Annotated in this window: 12 protein-coding genes; 9 read left to right on the forward strand and 3 right to left on the reverse strand. The window is 71.6% G+C overall.

Annotated features, from left to right (window positions below; all coding sequences use genetic code 11):
• Positions 1-717 precede the first annotated feature (717 nt).
• Positions 718-1,356: a M23 family metallopeptidase gene (locus tag ACZ7CF_RS18020; RefSeq protein ID WP_360395867.1), complete on the reverse strand. Its 639-nt coding sequence runs from the start codon at positions 1,354-1,356 to the stop codon at positions 718-720.
• Positions 1,357-1,712: 356 nt separating this feature from the next.
• Positions 1,713-2,693 carry an esterase/lipase family protein gene (locus tag ACZ7CF_RS18025; protein ID WP_470370051.1) on the reverse strand — a complete coding sequence of 327 codons (981 nt, stop codon included), beginning with the start codon at positions 2,691-2,693 and terminating at the stop codon, positions 1,713-1,715.
• A gap of 199 nt (positions 2,694-2,892) precedes the next feature.
• Between ACZ7CF_RS18025 and ACZ7CF_RS18030 the strand changes: the two genes are divergently transcribed.
• The 7 genes from ACZ7CF_RS18030 to purH all read left to right on the forward strand — a co-directional run bounded on the left by ACZ7CF_RS18030 (position 2,893) and on the right by purH (position 11,740).
• Positions 2,893-4,566: a hypothetical protein gene (locus tag ACZ7CF_RS18030; protein WP_470370052.1), complete on the forward strand. Its 1,674-nt coding sequence runs from the start codon at positions 2,893-2,895 to the stop codon at positions 4,564-4,566.
• A 219-nt stretch (positions 4,567-4,785) separates the two neighbouring features.
• The gene (gene sucC / locus ACZ7CF_RS18035; RefSeq protein WP_360395872.1) at positions 4,786-5,952 is read left to right on the forward strand and encodes an ADP-forming succinate--CoA ligase subunit beta; all 1,167 of its coding nucleotides are present in this window, start codon (positions 4,786-4,788) and stop codon (positions 5,950-5,952) included.
• Positions 5,953-5,957: 5 nt separating this feature from the next.
• A complete protein-coding gene (gene sucD, locus ACZ7CF_RS18040) occupies positions 5,958-6,845 on the forward strand; it encodes a succinate--CoA ligase subunit alpha (protein ID WP_470370053.1) in 888 nt (295 codons plus the stop codon).
• Between the two features lie 201 nt (positions 6,846-7,046).
• Positions 7,047-7,742 carry a DUF5336 domain-containing protein gene (locus tag ACZ7CF_RS18045; protein ID WP_360395873.1) on the forward strand — a complete coding sequence of 232 codons (696 nt, stop codon included), beginning with the start codon at positions 7,047-7,049 and terminating at the stop codon, positions 7,740-7,742.
• A 152-nt stretch (positions 7,743-7,894) separates the two neighbouring features.
• Complete coding sequence (locus tag ACZ7CF_RS18050; RefSeq protein ID WP_458430219.1) at positions 7,895-9,496, forward strand: cell division protein PerM; 1,602 nt, start codon at positions 7,895-7,897, stop codon at positions 9,494-9,496.
• A gap of 124 nt (positions 9,497-9,620) precedes the next feature.
• Positions 9,621-10,172: a phosphoribosylglycinamide formyltransferase gene (gene purN, locus ACZ7CF_RS18055; RefSeq protein ID WP_458430220.1), complete on the forward strand. Its 552-nt coding sequence runs from the start codon at positions 9,621-9,623 to the stop codon at positions 10,170-10,172.
• Positions 10,169-11,740 carry a bifunctional phosphoribosylaminoimidazolecarboxamide formyltransferase/IMP cyclohydrolase gene (gene purH, locus ACZ7CF_RS18060; RefSeq protein WP_360395876.1) on the forward strand — a complete coding sequence of 524 codons (1,572 nt, stop codon included), beginning with the start codon at positions 10,169-10,171 and terminating at the stop codon, positions 11,738-11,740. Before purN ends, purH begins: the two co-directional genes overlap by 4 nt.
• Before the next feature lie 52 nt (positions 11,741-11,792).
• On the opposite strand, the gene ACZ7CF_RS18065 is transcribed toward purH, so the two are convergent.
• Positions 11,793-12,503: a hypothetical protein gene (locus ACZ7CF_RS18065; protein ID WP_470370054.1), complete on the reverse strand. Its 711-nt coding sequence runs from the start codon at positions 12,501-12,503 to the stop codon at positions 11,793-11,795.
• Positions 12,504-12,726: 223 nt separating this feature from the next.
• Between ACZ7CF_RS18065 and ACZ7CF_RS18070 the strand changes: the two genes are divergently transcribed.
• Together ACZ7CF_RS18070 and ACZ7CF_RS18075 are read left to right on the forward strand one after the other, a co-directional pair.
• Positions 12,727-13,839 (forward strand): hypothetical protein, encoded by a 1,113-nt coding sequence (locus ACZ7CF_RS18070; protein WP_470370055.1) that lies wholly within the window; start codon positions 12,727-12,729, stop codon positions 13,837-13,839.
• Positions 13,836-15,338: a DNA polymerase Y family protein gene (locus tag ACZ7CF_RS18075; RefSeq protein ID WP_470370056.1), complete on the forward strand. Its 1,503-nt coding sequence runs from the start codon at positions 13,836-13,838 to the stop codon at positions 15,336-15,338. Before ACZ7CF_RS18070 ends, ACZ7CF_RS18075 begins: the two co-directional genes overlap by 4 nt.
• Positions 15,339-15,372: the final 34 nt, after the last annotated feature.

Raw genomic sequence — 15,372 nt, forward strand, 5'->3', positions numbered from 1 at the left:
CGTCTGACCTGCGACTTGAGTTGCGCTTGACCAAATTCACAGCAATTCGGAAAACCTGCGCAACGACCCGCAACCCCGTGCGTCTATGTGGGTGTCGCAAGCAGCACGGCCATCGGAACGTTCGGGGCGGTCCGGGGCAAGCAGGAGCAGCTCGCGCACGAAGGGGAGCGAAGGGACGGCGGGGGCCCAACTTCGCGGCGAAGGTGCGGCCGGACCGAACGGGAGAGCGGTCCGGCCGCATCGTTTTCACAGGTGGGGCGCGGTGCGCCGAAATTGTCAGACCCCCTGAGCACAATCGACCGCATGAGGAACTCGACTCGGCGGGAGTGCTCGCGGTGGATCACGTACTTGCTCAGGTTCTGCGCGAACGTGTGTTCGGCGATCTCGCGCGGCTCGAAGCCGGCGCGAGTGGGAACCCAGAGCACGCGGTCATGCTCGTGGAGGCCTGGCGGGCGCTCCTGCACCTCCACGAGACGACGGAGAGCGGGGCCTGCCGGGGGTGCGGGCGGCGGTGGCGCAGGCGGATGTGCTCGGTCTGGCGGGTGGCGGTCGCTCACTTCGTCCGGCACGAGCGCGGCTGCAGTGGCGCTTGAGGCTCCTGAGGCCCCAGGGGCGCCTGGAGCGACCCGTACCACCACAGCACCTGGCTCAAACCCGGAAAGCCCCTCAGGAGGCCGCTGGGCCGTAGTTCACCGCCGGACGAACCTGCGGAACCGGTCAGACCGTGACGCCGCGCTGGTTCAGCCAGGTCAGCGGGTTGATCTTCTGACCGCCCGGCTCCCAGACCTCGAAGTGCAGGTGGGGCCCGGTGGAGAAGCCGCGGTTGCCCATGCGGGCGATCTGCTGGCCCGCCTTGACGCGCTGGCCCTCGCTCACGTTGTAGTCGTTCACGTGGCCGTAGACGGTGATGGTGCCGTCGGCGTGCTGCACGCGGACCCAGAGGCCGAAGCCGGAGGCGGGACCCGCCTCGATCACGACGCCGTCGGCGGCGGAGAGGATCGGGGTGCCGATCGGGCCGGCGATGTCGATGCCGAGGTGCATGGTGCCCCAGCGGCCGCCGTAGCCGGAGGTGAACTCACCGGCGGCGGGGCGGACGAACTTCGGGCGCTTCTTCTCGGCCTCAGCGGCTTCGCGCTGGACGGTGAGCTGCTGGCTGCGCAGGAGCTTCGCGGCTTCCGCGGAGCCTTCCGACGTCGTCTTGGAGACCGCGAGGATCTGCGGCGCGGAGGCGGTGTCACCGCCCATGCCGTCGAAGGTGGCGGCGCCGCCGGTGTGGTTGGCGAGCTGGACGTCCTTGCCCTCGTCCGCGGCTGCCTGGCCGATCTGGCCAGCGCCGGCTGCGGCGAAGGCGCCCACTGCGACGGCGGCGACGACGATGCGTCCGCGCAGCGCCGACGGCGGCGGGGGGAGCCGGTGCGAGCTGACGGTGCGCGTGGAAGCGCGGTCGACTGCCTCTTCAAGCGCAGTGCGTTCAAAGCCGCCGGGGGAGCGGTGGTGACTCAAAGCTTGCCCTTCCGCCTTCGGGGAGCCTGGTCGGGTGGACTGCCGGGCGGGGGATTCCCGGTGAGTCAGATTTCGGGGTTCTGACTCGGTGTCCTTCTGTGACCAGACCGTGACAACGGACCGGGGGACAGTAACGGCGGCGAGCGCCGGAGGGCAAACCCCAGTTCGTTATGTCGACCGAATGGGCGGCGACCAGCAAGTTTCAACTGTCAACTGTGACGGTCGGTCAGCCCGGGCGCGTGACACGCCTCCCCACCGGCGGCGATGGGGTGAGTTGACGAGTCATCCATACGGGTGATGGCGGTAACAACGACGTGAAGCGTTCTCGTGTCAACCGGGAGGGAAAGGTGACCTGAATCACGTATCTGGTGCTCTTCGACGAGCAACGACGGGTGCTCCAGTCGGGCGTTGCGCTGCGGGACGATGACCTGGTCCATCTCCGACCAGACCACGACGAACCGGGTGCGGCACGGCCGGCAGGGCTCGGCGAGCTCGGAGAGGAGCTCCGAACCGGGACGCAGCTGCCTGGTCAGCGGGGTCGGCATCAGATAGGCGGTGAGAGTGCCGTTGTGCGGAGTCCCCAAGGTCACGAGCGTGCGCACTCGTGAGTCGCCGTGCAGCCGTTGTACGTAATACCTGGCGATGAGACCGCCGAGTGAATGGCCGACGACGTGCACCTGGTCGGAACCGGTCTGCTCGCAGATCCGCTCGATCTGCTCCCCGAGCAGGGCGGCCGACCGCCGGACGTCGCCGGTCAGCGCGGTCAGCACGCTGTAGTTGACGGCGTGCACCACCCCGAAGCCCCGCCTCCGCAGCGCCCCCGACAGCACCGCGAAGGCGGAGCGGTTGTCCCCGATGCCGTGCACCAACACGATCGGGGTGCCCGCCGCGTCCATCGCCGAAACCACCAGCCCCCGCTGGCGGGGCGGCAGGCCGTCGGTGCGGTAGTGCCGGAAGTGGCCGTCCGGGCGCAGCTGCTCGGTGACGGCACCCCAGGGGTAGAGCACGGCGTGGGCGGTCAGCCAGACCGCCTCCATCGCCGCCCCGCGCACGCCGCCGGGCGTGGCCAGCGCACGCAGCGCGACCTTGGCTTCTTCGGTGATGTCGCGGGCCGTGTGCACACCTCGGCCGGCGCGATCGAGAACGGCGTCGGCGAGACGCCCCGTCCACGACCGGCCGTTGTCGCTCATGGGGGCGACGGTAAGTGATGATCTCACCGGAAAGGAGTACCCAGCGGCCCTTTTCCACAAGCGAACGCGTCCCGTCTCAACGGGCTTCGTTCACCTGCGTGAACAGGTGCGTCCGTTCGTCCGCCCACCTGGGGGACCACCGCCTTCCACCAGGGCGTCGGCGTGGCGGCGGGGTGTGGTCTTGCTAGGTTCGCCCGCGATGACTCGAACCGAGCTCGAGAACCAGACACCGGCGGTCACCCGGCTGCGCGTCGCGTGGGGCCTCGCCGCGGCAGGAGCCCTCCTCGCGACGATCGGGCCGTTGCTCGGCGTCGTGGACGGCAGTGCGCCGGCGTACACGTCGTGGCCGCTGCTGGCCGTGCTCGCGCTGCTGCCTCCCGCGCTCGCGGGGGCGTTGTGGCTGCGCGGCCGCCCGTTCGTCGCGGCCGCGGTGCTCGCGGCGGTCGGTGCGTTCGCGCCCGGACGGCTGCTCGGCGACCTGCAGATCATCGGTCACACGATGACGGTGAGCAGGCCTGAGCTGTTCCGGCCGTCGGGGCTCGTGGCGCCGCCGACCGGTGCCGGGCTCTGGGTCCTCGTCCTCGGTCACGCGCTGGTGCTCGCCGGCGGTCTGCTCGCGGCGGGCCGGCTCGGCGTGCCCGCCGACGAGGAGGAGGACGCGCCGCGCCAGCTCGCGGTCCTGCTGCCGGTCACCGCGCTCGCCGCGATCGCGCTGCTGGGCGAGCCGTTCAGCTCCTCCGACGTCTACCTGCTGCCGCGCAGCCCGTGGGACCTGCCGGTGCTCGGGCTGGTCGGCGGGCTGCTGCTGGCCGTGGCCGCACCGCTGGTCGCCGCGCTCACCGGCAGCTCGTCCGACCCGGACACGCGCCGCGGCGGCATGCTCGGCGTGGCGCTCGGCCTGGCCGCGGTGGCCGTGCCGTCGCTGGCCGCCGGCCTGCTCGCGGACGGCCTCGGCGTCACCTGGGGCCCGGTCGTGGCGGTGCTCGTCGCCGTCGTGCTGGTGCTCCTGTCGTTCCGCGGTGCGCGCGCGGACAGGAGTGAGAAGGACGGGGCGGCGGAGCAGGTCGCCCTACCCGCCCTGCACCGGCTGCACGCGGCCACGGGCGTGTTCGCCCTCCTGGCCGCCGTCGCCGCCGTCGTGGGCGCCCTCTCCCCGCTGATCGTGGTCGACGGCGAGGCACCGGTGGCCTACGCGGCCCGGCTGCTGTGGCCGACCGGCCTGGTGCTCGCGGTGCTGGGGCTGCTGATGTTCGTGCGCGCCGCCGCCGGCCGGGTCCGCCCGGCACTGGTCTTCACGGTCTACGCGACCCTGCTCGCGTCCGTGTTCTCCGTGCAGACGGTGAGCCTGGCCAGCCAGTCCGGCCTCGCCGAGCCGGCGCCGGGCTTCTGGCTCATGTCCGCGGTCTACCCGTTCGGGTTGATCGCGCTGGTGTGCGCGGCCGTCGCGGGCGGTGCCGAACGCGAGAGCGCCGAGCAGCGCAAGGCCGAGCAGGTGCCGGTCGCAGAGCTGGGTGCGGTGCTGTTGGCCGGGCTGTTCGCCGTGGGCGCGTTCGCGTTGCCGACGATGAAGGCCGCCGGCTACACCCCGCCGGACCTGCTCGGCAACTACGACCCGATCGTCTCCACGACGCTCGTCGCCGCGTTGCTGCTGGTCGTCACCGGCTTGGCCCTCGCGCTGCGATCCCGCCCGGAACGCGGTGCGGCGGTGCTGGCCGGTGCGGCCGTGCTCGTCGGCGTCCGCGCGCTGGAGCTGCCGCTGACCGGTGACCGGGTCGAGGGGATGACCGCGGCGCCGGGCACGTGGCTGGCGCTCGCGTCCGTGGTCGCGCTCCTGGTCGCGGCGGGCTCTATGGCGGCTCGCGCGAGCAGGTGAGAAGGCTCGCACCCGGCTTCCGCAGGGGCGCTGGGACGCACGTACGCATGCACGCGTGATCGACCTCACCGCCGTTGAGACCGACCTCACCGGGAGTGGCGTGCGAGCAGTAGGCGCAGGTCGATAGTGTCTGGGCCCAGCCGCGTCAAGTGGGTTCTGACGGCCCCTTGAGGACCACCCAGGCGCGGTGTTCCGACACCGACGTCGCAGGAGACCCGAGTGGACCTGTACGAGTACCAGGCGAAGGACCTCTTCGCCGCCCACGGCGTCCCGGTACTGCCGGGCGATGTGGCCACCAACCCCGCCGACGCCAAGGCCATCGCCGCGAAGTTCGGCCAGCCCGTCGTCGTCAAGGCCCAGGTCAAGACCGGTGGCCGCGGCAAGGCCGGCGGCGTGAAGCTGGCCAAGGACGCCGACGAGACCGAGGAGAAGGCGACCGCCATCCTCGGCCTCGACATCAAGGGGCACATCGTTCACCGCGTGCTGGTGACGCCCGCCTCCGACATCGCGGAGGAGTACTACTTCTCCTTCCTGCTCGACCGCGCCAACCGCACCTTCCTCGCCATGGCGAGCGTCGAGGGCGGCATGGACATCGAGGAGGTCGCGGCCACCAAGCCCGAGGCCCTCGCGAAGATCCACATCGACGCCATCCAGGGTGTCGACCAGGCCAAGGCGACCGAGATCGCCGACGCGGCGAACTTCCCGGCCGAGGTCAAGGACCAGGTCGTGGACGTCATCGTCAAGCTGTGGGAGACCTTCGTCGCGGAGGACGCCACGCTCGTCGAGGTCAACCCGCTGGTCCGCGACCCCGAGGGCAAGGTCATCGCCCTCGACGGCAAGGTCACGCTGGACGAGAACGCCGGCTTCCGCCACCCGGCCCACGCCGAGCTGGTCGACAAGCAGGCGGAGAACCCCCTCGAGGCCAAGGCCAAGGAGAAGGGGCTCAACTACGTCAAGCTCGACGGCGAGGTCGGCATCATCGGCAACGGTGCCGGTCTCGTGATGTCCACCCTGGACGTCGTCGCGTACGCCGGTGAGCAGTACGGCGTGAAGCCCGCGAACTTCCTCGACATCGGCGGCGGCGCGTCCGCCGAGGTCATGGCGAACGGCCTGGACGTCATCCTCGGCGACGAGGCCGTCCGCTCGGTCTTCGTGAACGTCTTCGGCGGCATCACCGCGTGCGACGCCGTGGCCAACGGCATCGTGAAGGCGCTGGAGATCCTCGGCGACTCGGCCACCAAGCCGCTCGTCGTCCGCCTGGACGGCAACAACGTGGAGGAGGGCCGCGCGATCCTCGCCGAGGCCAACCACCCGCTGGTGACCGTTGTCGACACGATGGACAACGCGGCCGCCAAGGCCGCCGAGCTCGCGGCTGCGGGGGTCTGAGTCAGATGGCTATCTTCCTCAACGAGAACAGCAAGGTCATCGTCCAGGGCATGACCGGTGCCGAGGGCACCAAGCACACCAAGCGCATGCTCGCGTCCGGCACGAACATCGTCGGTGGCGTGAACCCGCGCAAGGCGGGCGAGAAGGTCGACTTCGACGGCACCGTCCTCCCGGTCTTCGGCACCGTCAAGGAGGCCATGGAGGCCACCGGCGCGAACGTGACCGTGATCTTCGTCCCGCCGACCTTCTCGAAGGCCGCCGTGGTCGAGGCGATCGACGCCGAGATCGAGCTGGCCGTCGTCATCACCGAGGGCATCCCGGTGCACGACACCGCCTACTTCTGGGCGCACGCCGTCGCGACGGGCAACAAGACCCGCATCATCGGCCCGAACTGCCCCGGCATCATCAGCCCCGGCAAGTCGAACGCCGGCATCATCCCCGCGAACATCGCGGGCAGCGGCAAGATCGGCCTCGTGTCGAAGTCGGGCACGCTGACCTACCAGATGATGCACGAGCTGCGGGACTTCGGTTTCTCCACCGCGATCGGCATCGGTGGCGACCCGATCATCGGCACCACGCACATCGACGCCCTGGAGGCCTTCGAGGCCGACGAGGAGACCGTCGCGATCGTGATGATCGGTGAGATCGGTGGTGACGCCGAGGAGCGCGCCGCGGCGTACATCAAGGAGAACGTGACCAAGCCGGTCGTCGGCTACGTCGCGGGCTTCACCGCTCCGGAGGGCAAGACCATGGGCCACGCCGGCGCCATCGTCTCGGGCTCCGCGGGCACCGCGCAGGCGAAGAAGGAGGCCCTCGAGGCCGCCGGCGTCAAGGTCGGCAAGACGCCGTCCGAGACCGCCGCCCTCATGCGCGAGATCATGAACGCCCTCTGACCCGAGCCGGTCTGAGCTGAACCGCACGCGGGGACTTTTCGTACCGTCATTGAGTACGAAAGGTCCCCGCGTGCGTCTGCGGCAGGGGTAATTTCGGGTCGGACGGGTTCGTGTGGCGGAACCGGCGTGATCCGGTCATCGTCTGAGCACACGCATCGACTAGCGTTTGGGATTCACCCAGCTGGAGGAGGAGACCTCGACATGTCCGTGCCTTACGGCGCACCCCAACAGCAGCCGCCGGGTCCGGCACCGCAGCAGCCCAGCGCCGCTCCCGGCGCGAGCAACCTCAACCTGGGCATGATCCTCCCGATGGTGGGCGCCGGTCTCGGCCTGGTCGCCTACCTGCTCGCCTTCTCCGACAGCGTCGGCGGCGTGACGTGGATCCTGGCGGCCGCCGCGCTCGCCGCTCTCACGCTCCTGCCGAACGCCCCGAGGTTCCTGCCGGTCGCCGCCGCGCTCGCCGCGGTGCAGACGCTGGAACTGCTCCAGGGCATCATCAAGGCCTCGTCGGTCGACGGCCTCGCGATCGTGCTGCTGATCGTCTCGCTGCTGCAGACCGCCGCGCTCGTGCTGGCGTTGCTGCTCGGCGAGGGCATCGTGAAGTTCGACCCGAAGCCGGCGAACCCGTACGCGGGCCAGCCCGGTGGCTGGAACCCGCAGTCGGGCGCGTTCCCGCAGCAGGGCCACCAGCACCAGCAGCAGCACGCCGCTCCGCAGCAGCAGTTCGGCCAGCAGCCGCAGCAGCAGGCACCGCAGCAGCAACAGCAGTTCGGTCAGCAGCCGCAGCAGCCCCAGCAGCCGGGTCAGCCGCCGCAGCAGACGAGCTTCATGCCGCAGCCGGGCCAGTTCGGTTCGCCGGGCACGCCGCCCGGTGGCTTCGGCGGCCCGCAGCAGTAAGCAGTCGGGGCGTCTGCAAGTACCACCGACTTCGTGTTGGTAGTACTTGCAGACGCCGTGGGCAGGAGGGGCGGTACCGGACCACGGTGCCGCCCCTCCTGCGTGCGGCGAGCCTCATCCGGATGGACCAGCCGGCCTGACACAGTGGGGAAATGCCCGTGCTGCAACGCGACGTGACCCGCGAGGTGACGGCGGTGCGCCCGCCGGAGTTCTCGCGTGCCGAACGCATGCGCGTCCTCGCCGCGGCCGCCGTCGGTTCGGTGGTGGTCGGCTACGCCGCCGTCGCCGCCCTGCTCGCGCTGATCACGGCCACCGCCACGTACGCCGACTTCGACACCGCCGGCGTGCTCACGGGCGCCGCGCCCGCCTGGCTCGCCGCGCACCACGTGCCGCTGCGCTTCGAGGCGGGTCAACTCGGCGTGCTGCCGCTGCTGCCGACGGCGCTGCTGATGCTGCTGGTCGGCAGGACCGCCGCGGGCACCGCCGACCGGCTCGGCCTCTACGAACCGCTGCAGGCCCGTTCCGTGGTCCTGAGCATCTCCGGCGCCCACGCGGTGGTGGGCGGCATGATCGCGCTGCTGATGGGCGACGACGGGCTCGTGCGCGCGACGCCGGCCGTCGCGTTCTTCGGCTGCGCCGCGGTCTCCGGTGTCGCTGCCACGGTCGGAGTCGCCCGCCGCTGCGGCCTGGTGGAGCTGGTGTTCGACAAGCTCGACCCGGTGGCGTTCCAGGGGCTGCGGTCCGGCTTCATGGCGTTGTTCGCACTCTTCAGCGCCGGTGCGCTGGCGGTGGCGGCCGGGCTCGCGATCTCGTGGCCCAGGACCGCGGAGCTGTTCGCCGACGCGGGTCCGTCGGTCGGTGTCGGGCTCGGCGTGTGGCTGCTGTGCCTGGGCTACCTGCCGAACGCCGTCGTCGCCGGCCTGTCCTACGTCGCGGGCTCCGGTTTCTCGATGGGCCTGGTCGAGGTCACGCCGCTGACGTTCACCGGTGGTCAGGTGCCCGGTGTGCCGCTGCTCGCGGCGATGCCGGAGGGTGAGCACCTGCTCAGCCCGGCCGTGCTCGTCGTGCCCCCGCTGATCGGCGCGTTCGTCGGGTGGACCTGCCGCAAGGTGTCCGACCGGCCCACGTCGCGGCTGCGGGCGGTGCTGGTCGCCGCGATCACCGCGGCCGTCGGCAGCCTGGTGCTCGCCGCGACGGCGGGCGGGCGGCTCGCCGGTGGTGCGTTCGACCCGGTCACCATCCCCGCCGGCCTGCTCGGGCTGCTCGTGGCGCTGTGGGTGCTGGTGCCGGGAGCGCTCGTCGCGTGGCTCGCCGGGGCGCGGGTGAAGCCGGTCGTGGCCGCGGACGCCGAGTTCGTCGAGCCGGACTTCGTCGAGGACGCCGAGGCCGTGGACGAGGAGGTCGTCTTCGAGGACGACGAGCTCACCGACCAGCTCCAGGTCGTGGCGGCCGACGAGTTCGAGGTCGAGGAGGACCTCGACGACGACTACTACGACGACGAGGCCGAGTACGACGAAGCCGAGTACGACGACGCTGACGCCGAGTACGACGAGGACGACGAGGCCGTCGCCGACGAAGCTGTCGCCGACGAGGACGAGGACGAGTACGAGGACGACGTCGCCGAGGACGAGCCCGTCGACGAGGACAAGAGCTCCGAACCCGAAGTGGTGGAAGAGGAAGACTTCGACGCGGAGTTCGACGAGATGCTCGGCATGGGTCCGGAGGAGGACCTGGACGACAAGCCGCGGCGGTGACGACCTAAACTGCCCCTGAGCTGCTGCAACACCGCTGCAAGACCAGGAGTAGACGCTGAGCACCGAACTTCGGCTTCCCACACCGGCGCGCGTCGTCGTGCTCGTCTCCGGTTCCGGAACCCTCATGCAGGCGTTGCTGGACGCCACCGACCTCCCGATCGAGGTGGTCGCCGTCGGCGCGGACCGCGAGGACATCGAGGGCCTCAAGCGCGCCGAACGGGCGGGCGTCCCGCACTTCGCCGTCAAGCTGCGCGACCACGCCGACCGGGCCGCGTGGGACGTCGCGCTGACCGAGGCGGTCGCCGCGCACGAGCCAGACCTGGTCGTGTCCGCCGGCTTCATGAAGATCATCGGGCCGGAGTTCCTGGCCCGCTTCGGCGGCCGGATGATCAACACCCACCCCGCGCTGCTGCCGGCGTTCCCCGGCGCGCACGGCGTCCGCGACGCGCTGGACTACGGCGTGCGCGTGACCGGGTCGACCGTGCACCTCGTCGACGCGGGCGTGGACACCGGGCCGATCCTGGCGCAGGAGGCCGTTGTCGTCGAACCCGGCGACACCGAGGAGACCCTGCACGAACGCATCAAGGTCGTCGAACGCCGGCTGCTCGTCGAGACGGTCGGCAGGCTGGCCCGCGAGGGCTGCACCGTGAACGGACGAAAGGTGAGCATTCCGTGAGCACTCCCGCCGAGAGGCGACCGGTCCGTCGGGCACTGGTCGGTGTCTCCGACAAGGCCGGCCTGCTGGAACTGGCCACCGGCCTGCACGCGGCCGGAGTCGAGATCGTGTCGACCGGCGGCACCGCGAAGGTGCTGGCCGCCGCCGGTGTGCCGGTCACGCCGGTCGAGGAGGTCACCGGGTTCCCCGAGTGCCTCGACGGCCGCGTGAAGACGCTGCACCCGCGCGTGCACGCCGGTCTGCTCGCGGACCTGCGCAAGGAGACGCACGCGCAGCAGCTGCGCGACATGGACATCGCGCCGTTCGACCTGCTGGTCGTGAACCTGTACCCGTTCACCCAGACCGTGGCGTCCGGTGCTTCGCCGGACGAGTGCGTCGAGCAGATCGACATCGGCGGCCCGGCGATGGTGCGCGCGTCGGCGAAGAACCACGCGAACGTGGCCGTGGTCGTCGATCCCGCGCGCTACGACTGGGTGCTGGAGAACGTGCGCGAGGGCGGCTTCACCCTGGCCGACCGCCAGCGCCTGGCCGCGGACGCGTTCCGGCACACCGCGACCTACGACGTGGCCGTGGCGTCCTGGATGGGCAACGCCCTGGCGCCCGACGACGAGGGTTCGGGCTTCCCCGGCTGGGTCGGCGCGACCTGGAACCGCTCGAACGTGCTGCGCTACGGCGAGAACCCGCACCAGCACGCCGCGATCTACGCGCAGGGCGACGGCCGTGTGGGCCTCGCGTCGGCGAAGCAGTTGCACGGCAAGGAGATGTCGTACAACAACTACCTCGACGGCGATGCCGCGTGGCGCGCCGCGTGGGACCACGAGCGCCCCTGCGTCGCGATCATCAAGCACGCCAACCCGTGCGGCATCGCGGTGTCCGACGTGAGCATCGCGGACGCGCACCGCAAGGCGCACGAGTGCGACCCGGTCAGCGCGTTCGGCGGCATCATCGCGGCCAACCGCGAGGTCACCGTGGAGATGGCCGAGTTCGTCTCGGAGATCTTCACCGAGGTGGTCATCGCTCCGTCCTATGCGGACGGTGCGGTGGAGGTGTTGCAGCGCAAGAAGAACGTGCGCATCCTGGTCGCCGAGGCACCCGCCCGCGGTGGTGCGGAGATGCGCCCGGTGTCCGGCGGCCTGCTGCTGCAGCAGCGCGACGCGATCGACGCCGACGGCGACTCGCCCGCCAACTGGACGCTGGCGTGCGGCAAGCCCGCCGACGAGCAGACGCTGGCGGACCTGGAGTTCGCGTGGCGCGCGATCCGCGCGGTCAAGTCGAACGCGATCCTGCTGGCGGACAACGGTGCCACGGTCGGCGTCGGCATGGGCCAGGTCAACCGGGTCGACTCGTCGCACCTCGCGGTGAAGCGCGCGGGTGAGCGGGCCAAGGGCGCGGTGGCGGCCTCGGACGCGTTCTTCCCGTTCCCGGACGGCCTCGAGGTGCTGCTGAACGCGGGTGTGCGCGCGGTCGTGCAGCCCGGCGGTTCGGTCCGCGACCCCGAGGTGATCGCGAAGGCCGAGGCGGCGGGCGTGACGCTGTACCTGACCGGAACGCGCCACTTCGCGCACTGATCGGTGCTGTGAGGAGGGGCCGCTTCCCTTGGGGGAGCGGCCCCTTCGCGTCTCAGAGCTTGGCGAGCATCTCCTCGGCGATGCCCTTGGCCGCGGCCTCGAACTCGGCGGTGTCCCCGCGCTTCGGGCTGAACAGCCCGACGTCCCAGCCGGTGTGGTCGACCTCGACCACGTGGTCGCCCTTGCGCGCGATGATCGAGATGTCGGTGAACGCCGACATGCCGTCCATCAGCACGGCGGTGGCCTCGTCACCGAGACCGTCGATCGGCTTCTGCCGCGGTGTGCCCTGAGTGTTGGCCATGGCCATCTGCACGGCCTCCTGGTACGCCCTGTCCTCTTCCTTCGCGTCCTGCGTGACGTACACGTCGGTGTTGCGCAGGCCTTCGCCGTCGACACCCTCGGTCTGGTTCCAGGAGCAGATCGTGCGCTTGCCCCTGCCCAGGTCGGTCTCCGACGAGCCGAGCCCGTTCGGGTTGGTCGTGCGCGCCTTCTTCAACGCCGCCTCGGAGACGTTCGAACAAGCCGCGGGCAGTTGGTCGGCACGCTTGGGAGAGCCGCCGTCCTCGTGGGCGCCGAGGTACAGGACCGCGGCGGTGATGCCGCCGCCGAGGACCAGCAGCGCGACGATCGACAGGGCGATGATGACCGGCGCCTTGCTCTTACCGGGTGGTTGCGGCGGACTCCAGCCGGGCTGCTGCGGGTGACCCCGGTACTGCTGCTGCGGTGGTTGCCGGTGCCAGCCGTGCGGAGGTGGTTGGTTCACTGTTTCCCCAGATAGCGGTGCTGTTCGAGCCACCGTAGAGGACCGTCCGGACCCGTGTGCGCATGTCCACCGAAAGGGTGACACCCCAGCATTGACACGGGGGTGCTTGGACGCGCTACGATCATGACGTTCGTTCGAACAAGAGTTCGAATAAGCAAGTCGCCGAACTTCCCGCGGCGATCGTGCACAGGGGTGCGCACGATCAGGACGGGAGGTGGGTGGAGTGTCGAGGTCGGCAACGGCGTCGTTGGCCGCGCTCGGGGTGAACCCGGCCAGCGAGCTGACCCGCTCTTCCGCCGACCAGACCACGGGGCGGGTGCTGCCGGTTCGCGGGGAACTGGCGGACCTGCTGCCGTGGGGCGGCTTGCGGCGTGGCAGCACGGTGTCGGTGGGCGGGTCGACATCGTTGCTGCTCGCCCTGCTGGCGGGTGCGACCGCGGACGGCTGTTGGGCCGCCGTGGTCGGCCTGCCGCAGGTGGGGGTGCTGGCCGCGGCCGAGCTCGGGGTCTCGGTGCAGCGGCTGGCACTCGTCCCACACCCCGGCACCGATCCCGGCCCGGTGATCGCCGCCCTGCTGGACGGCCTCGACCTCGTCGCCGTCGGCTGCCCCCTGCCCCCTTCGCTGGCCCGCCGCCTCACTGCCCGCGCCCGGCAACGCCGCGCCGTGCTGATCGCGTTCGGCACCTGGCCCTCTCCCGACGTGGAGCTGACGGCGGAGTCCGTGCGCTGGAACCGGCTCGACGACGGCGCCGGCACCCTGCGCCGCCAGCAGATCGACGTCCGCACCGGCGGCCGCGGCTCCGCAGGCCGCCCGCGCACCGCGGTGCTGACGTTCGGCGAGGAAGAAATCGAGCTCCCGCTGGTGACCGGTGACCCGGTCCGGCCCGACGAGCCGGCTGATGCCGGTCCGGGCCGGTCTGACGAGCCGGTCACCAGGCGGGTGAACACGTTGGGGGACAAGCGCTCTGCCGCCGAACGCGCGGCCGCGGTCGTGGCCAGGTGGGCGGCAGCCGAGCGGGACGAGCTGGCTGCGCGGCGGGGGCGGCAGGGGGAGCGGGTGCGGCGGGCGGAAGGGACGCGGCAGGGGGAGCAGGAGCTGCGGGCCCAGCGGGCGCGGCAGGCGGAGGGGGCTGAGCGGGCGTGGGAGGCGGAGCAGGCGCAGCAGGCGGAGCGGGCCCAGCAGGCGCCGCGGGCTCAGCGGACCCAGAGGGCGGAGCGGGCCCAGCAGGCAGAGCGGACGCGCACGCTCGCGCAGGGGTCCCCTTCGGCCTGGGATCCCCCACATTCCATTCTCCCAGGCACCACCGACAGTTCCGGCGCAGCGGAGCCGCGGTGAAGGACACCCGGCTGCTCGTCGTCTGGTGCCCCGACTGGCCCGTGATCGCCGCCTGCGCCGCCACGGGCACCAGTCCGCACGTCCCGGTGGTCGTGGTCGACGGCAACGAGGTCGTGGCCACCTCGGCCGTGGCGCGGGCCGAGGGGATCCGCAAGGCCATGCGCCGGCGGATGGCCGAGGCGATGTGTCCCGAGCTCGTCACGTTCGAGCACGAGCCGCAGCGGGATGCGCGGTTCTTCGAGCCGGTCGCGGAGGCGGTCGAGGAGCTCGCTCCCGGTGTCGAGGTGGTGGAGCCGGGGGTGGTGGCGGTGCAGGCGCGGGGGCCGATCACGTACTTCGGCGGTGCCGAGCGGGCGGCTGAGCGGCTGGTCGACCACGTCGCGGCCAGGACCGGCACGGAGGCGCAGGTCGGGGTGGCCGACAGCCTGTTCGCCGCCACGAAGGCCGCGCACCGCAACGTGATCGTGCCGCCGCACCGGACCGCGGAGTTCCTCCGGCCGCTCGGTGTGCACGAGCTGGCGGAGCCGGGGCTCGTGGACCTGCTCAGGAGGCTCGGGTTGAAGACGCTCGGCGCGTTCGCGGACGTGCCGGAGAACGCGGTGGCGTCCCGGTTCGGCGGCTCGGCCACGAGGCAGCACCGGTTGGCGCGCGGGTTGTCGGAGCGGCCGCTCGACAAGCGCAGGCCGGCGCCGGAGCTGGCGGTCGCGGAGACGTTCGACGAACCGGTCGACCGGGTCGACTCGGCCGCGTTCGCCGCGCGGACGCTGGCGGCCAGGCTGCACGCCAACCTCGCTGACCGCGGGCTCGCGTGCACCCGGCTCGGCATCCACGCCCGCACCGAGCGCGACGAGGAGCTGCACCGGGTGTGGCGGGCCGCGGAACCGTTGACACCGCGGGGGATCGCGGACCGGGTGCGGTGGCAGCTGGACGGCTGGCTCACCCGCGAACGGCTCACGTCGGGCATCCGGACGCTCACCCTCGAACCCGCCGAGGTCGTCGACGGCACCGCGTTGCAGCTCGGGTTGTGGGGGCAGGACGACGAACGCGCGGTCAGGGCGTTGCTGCACGTGCAGGGGTTGCTGGGGCCGGACGCGGTGCTGGTGCCGGTGCTCGACGGCGGACGCGGGCCGCGGGAGCGGGTCAGGCTCGTGCCGTGGGGGGACGAGCGGACGCCGGCGCTCAACCCGGACCACCCGTGGCCCGGCCGCCTCACCCGCGCTCCCGCCACGCTCAGGGACGAACCCGCCGCGCTGAGGGACGCGAACGGCGGCGAGGTCGGTGTGACCGGACGGCTTGAGCTCACGGCACGGCCGCGGCAGGTCACCGCGAACGGCAGAACGCGGAACGTGGTCGCGTGGGCGGGCCCGTGGCCGGTGGACGAGCGGTGGTGGGCACCGGACGCGCACCGGGCGGCACGGGTGCAGGTGCAGACCGAGGACCAGGCGTTCCTGTTGATCCGCAGGGACCAGAGGTGGTTCCTGGAAGGGGTGTACGACTGATGTTCGACGACTACGACTACGAGGTCCCCGAGGG

This window comes from Lentzea sp. NPDC036955, from assembly GCF_055608005.1.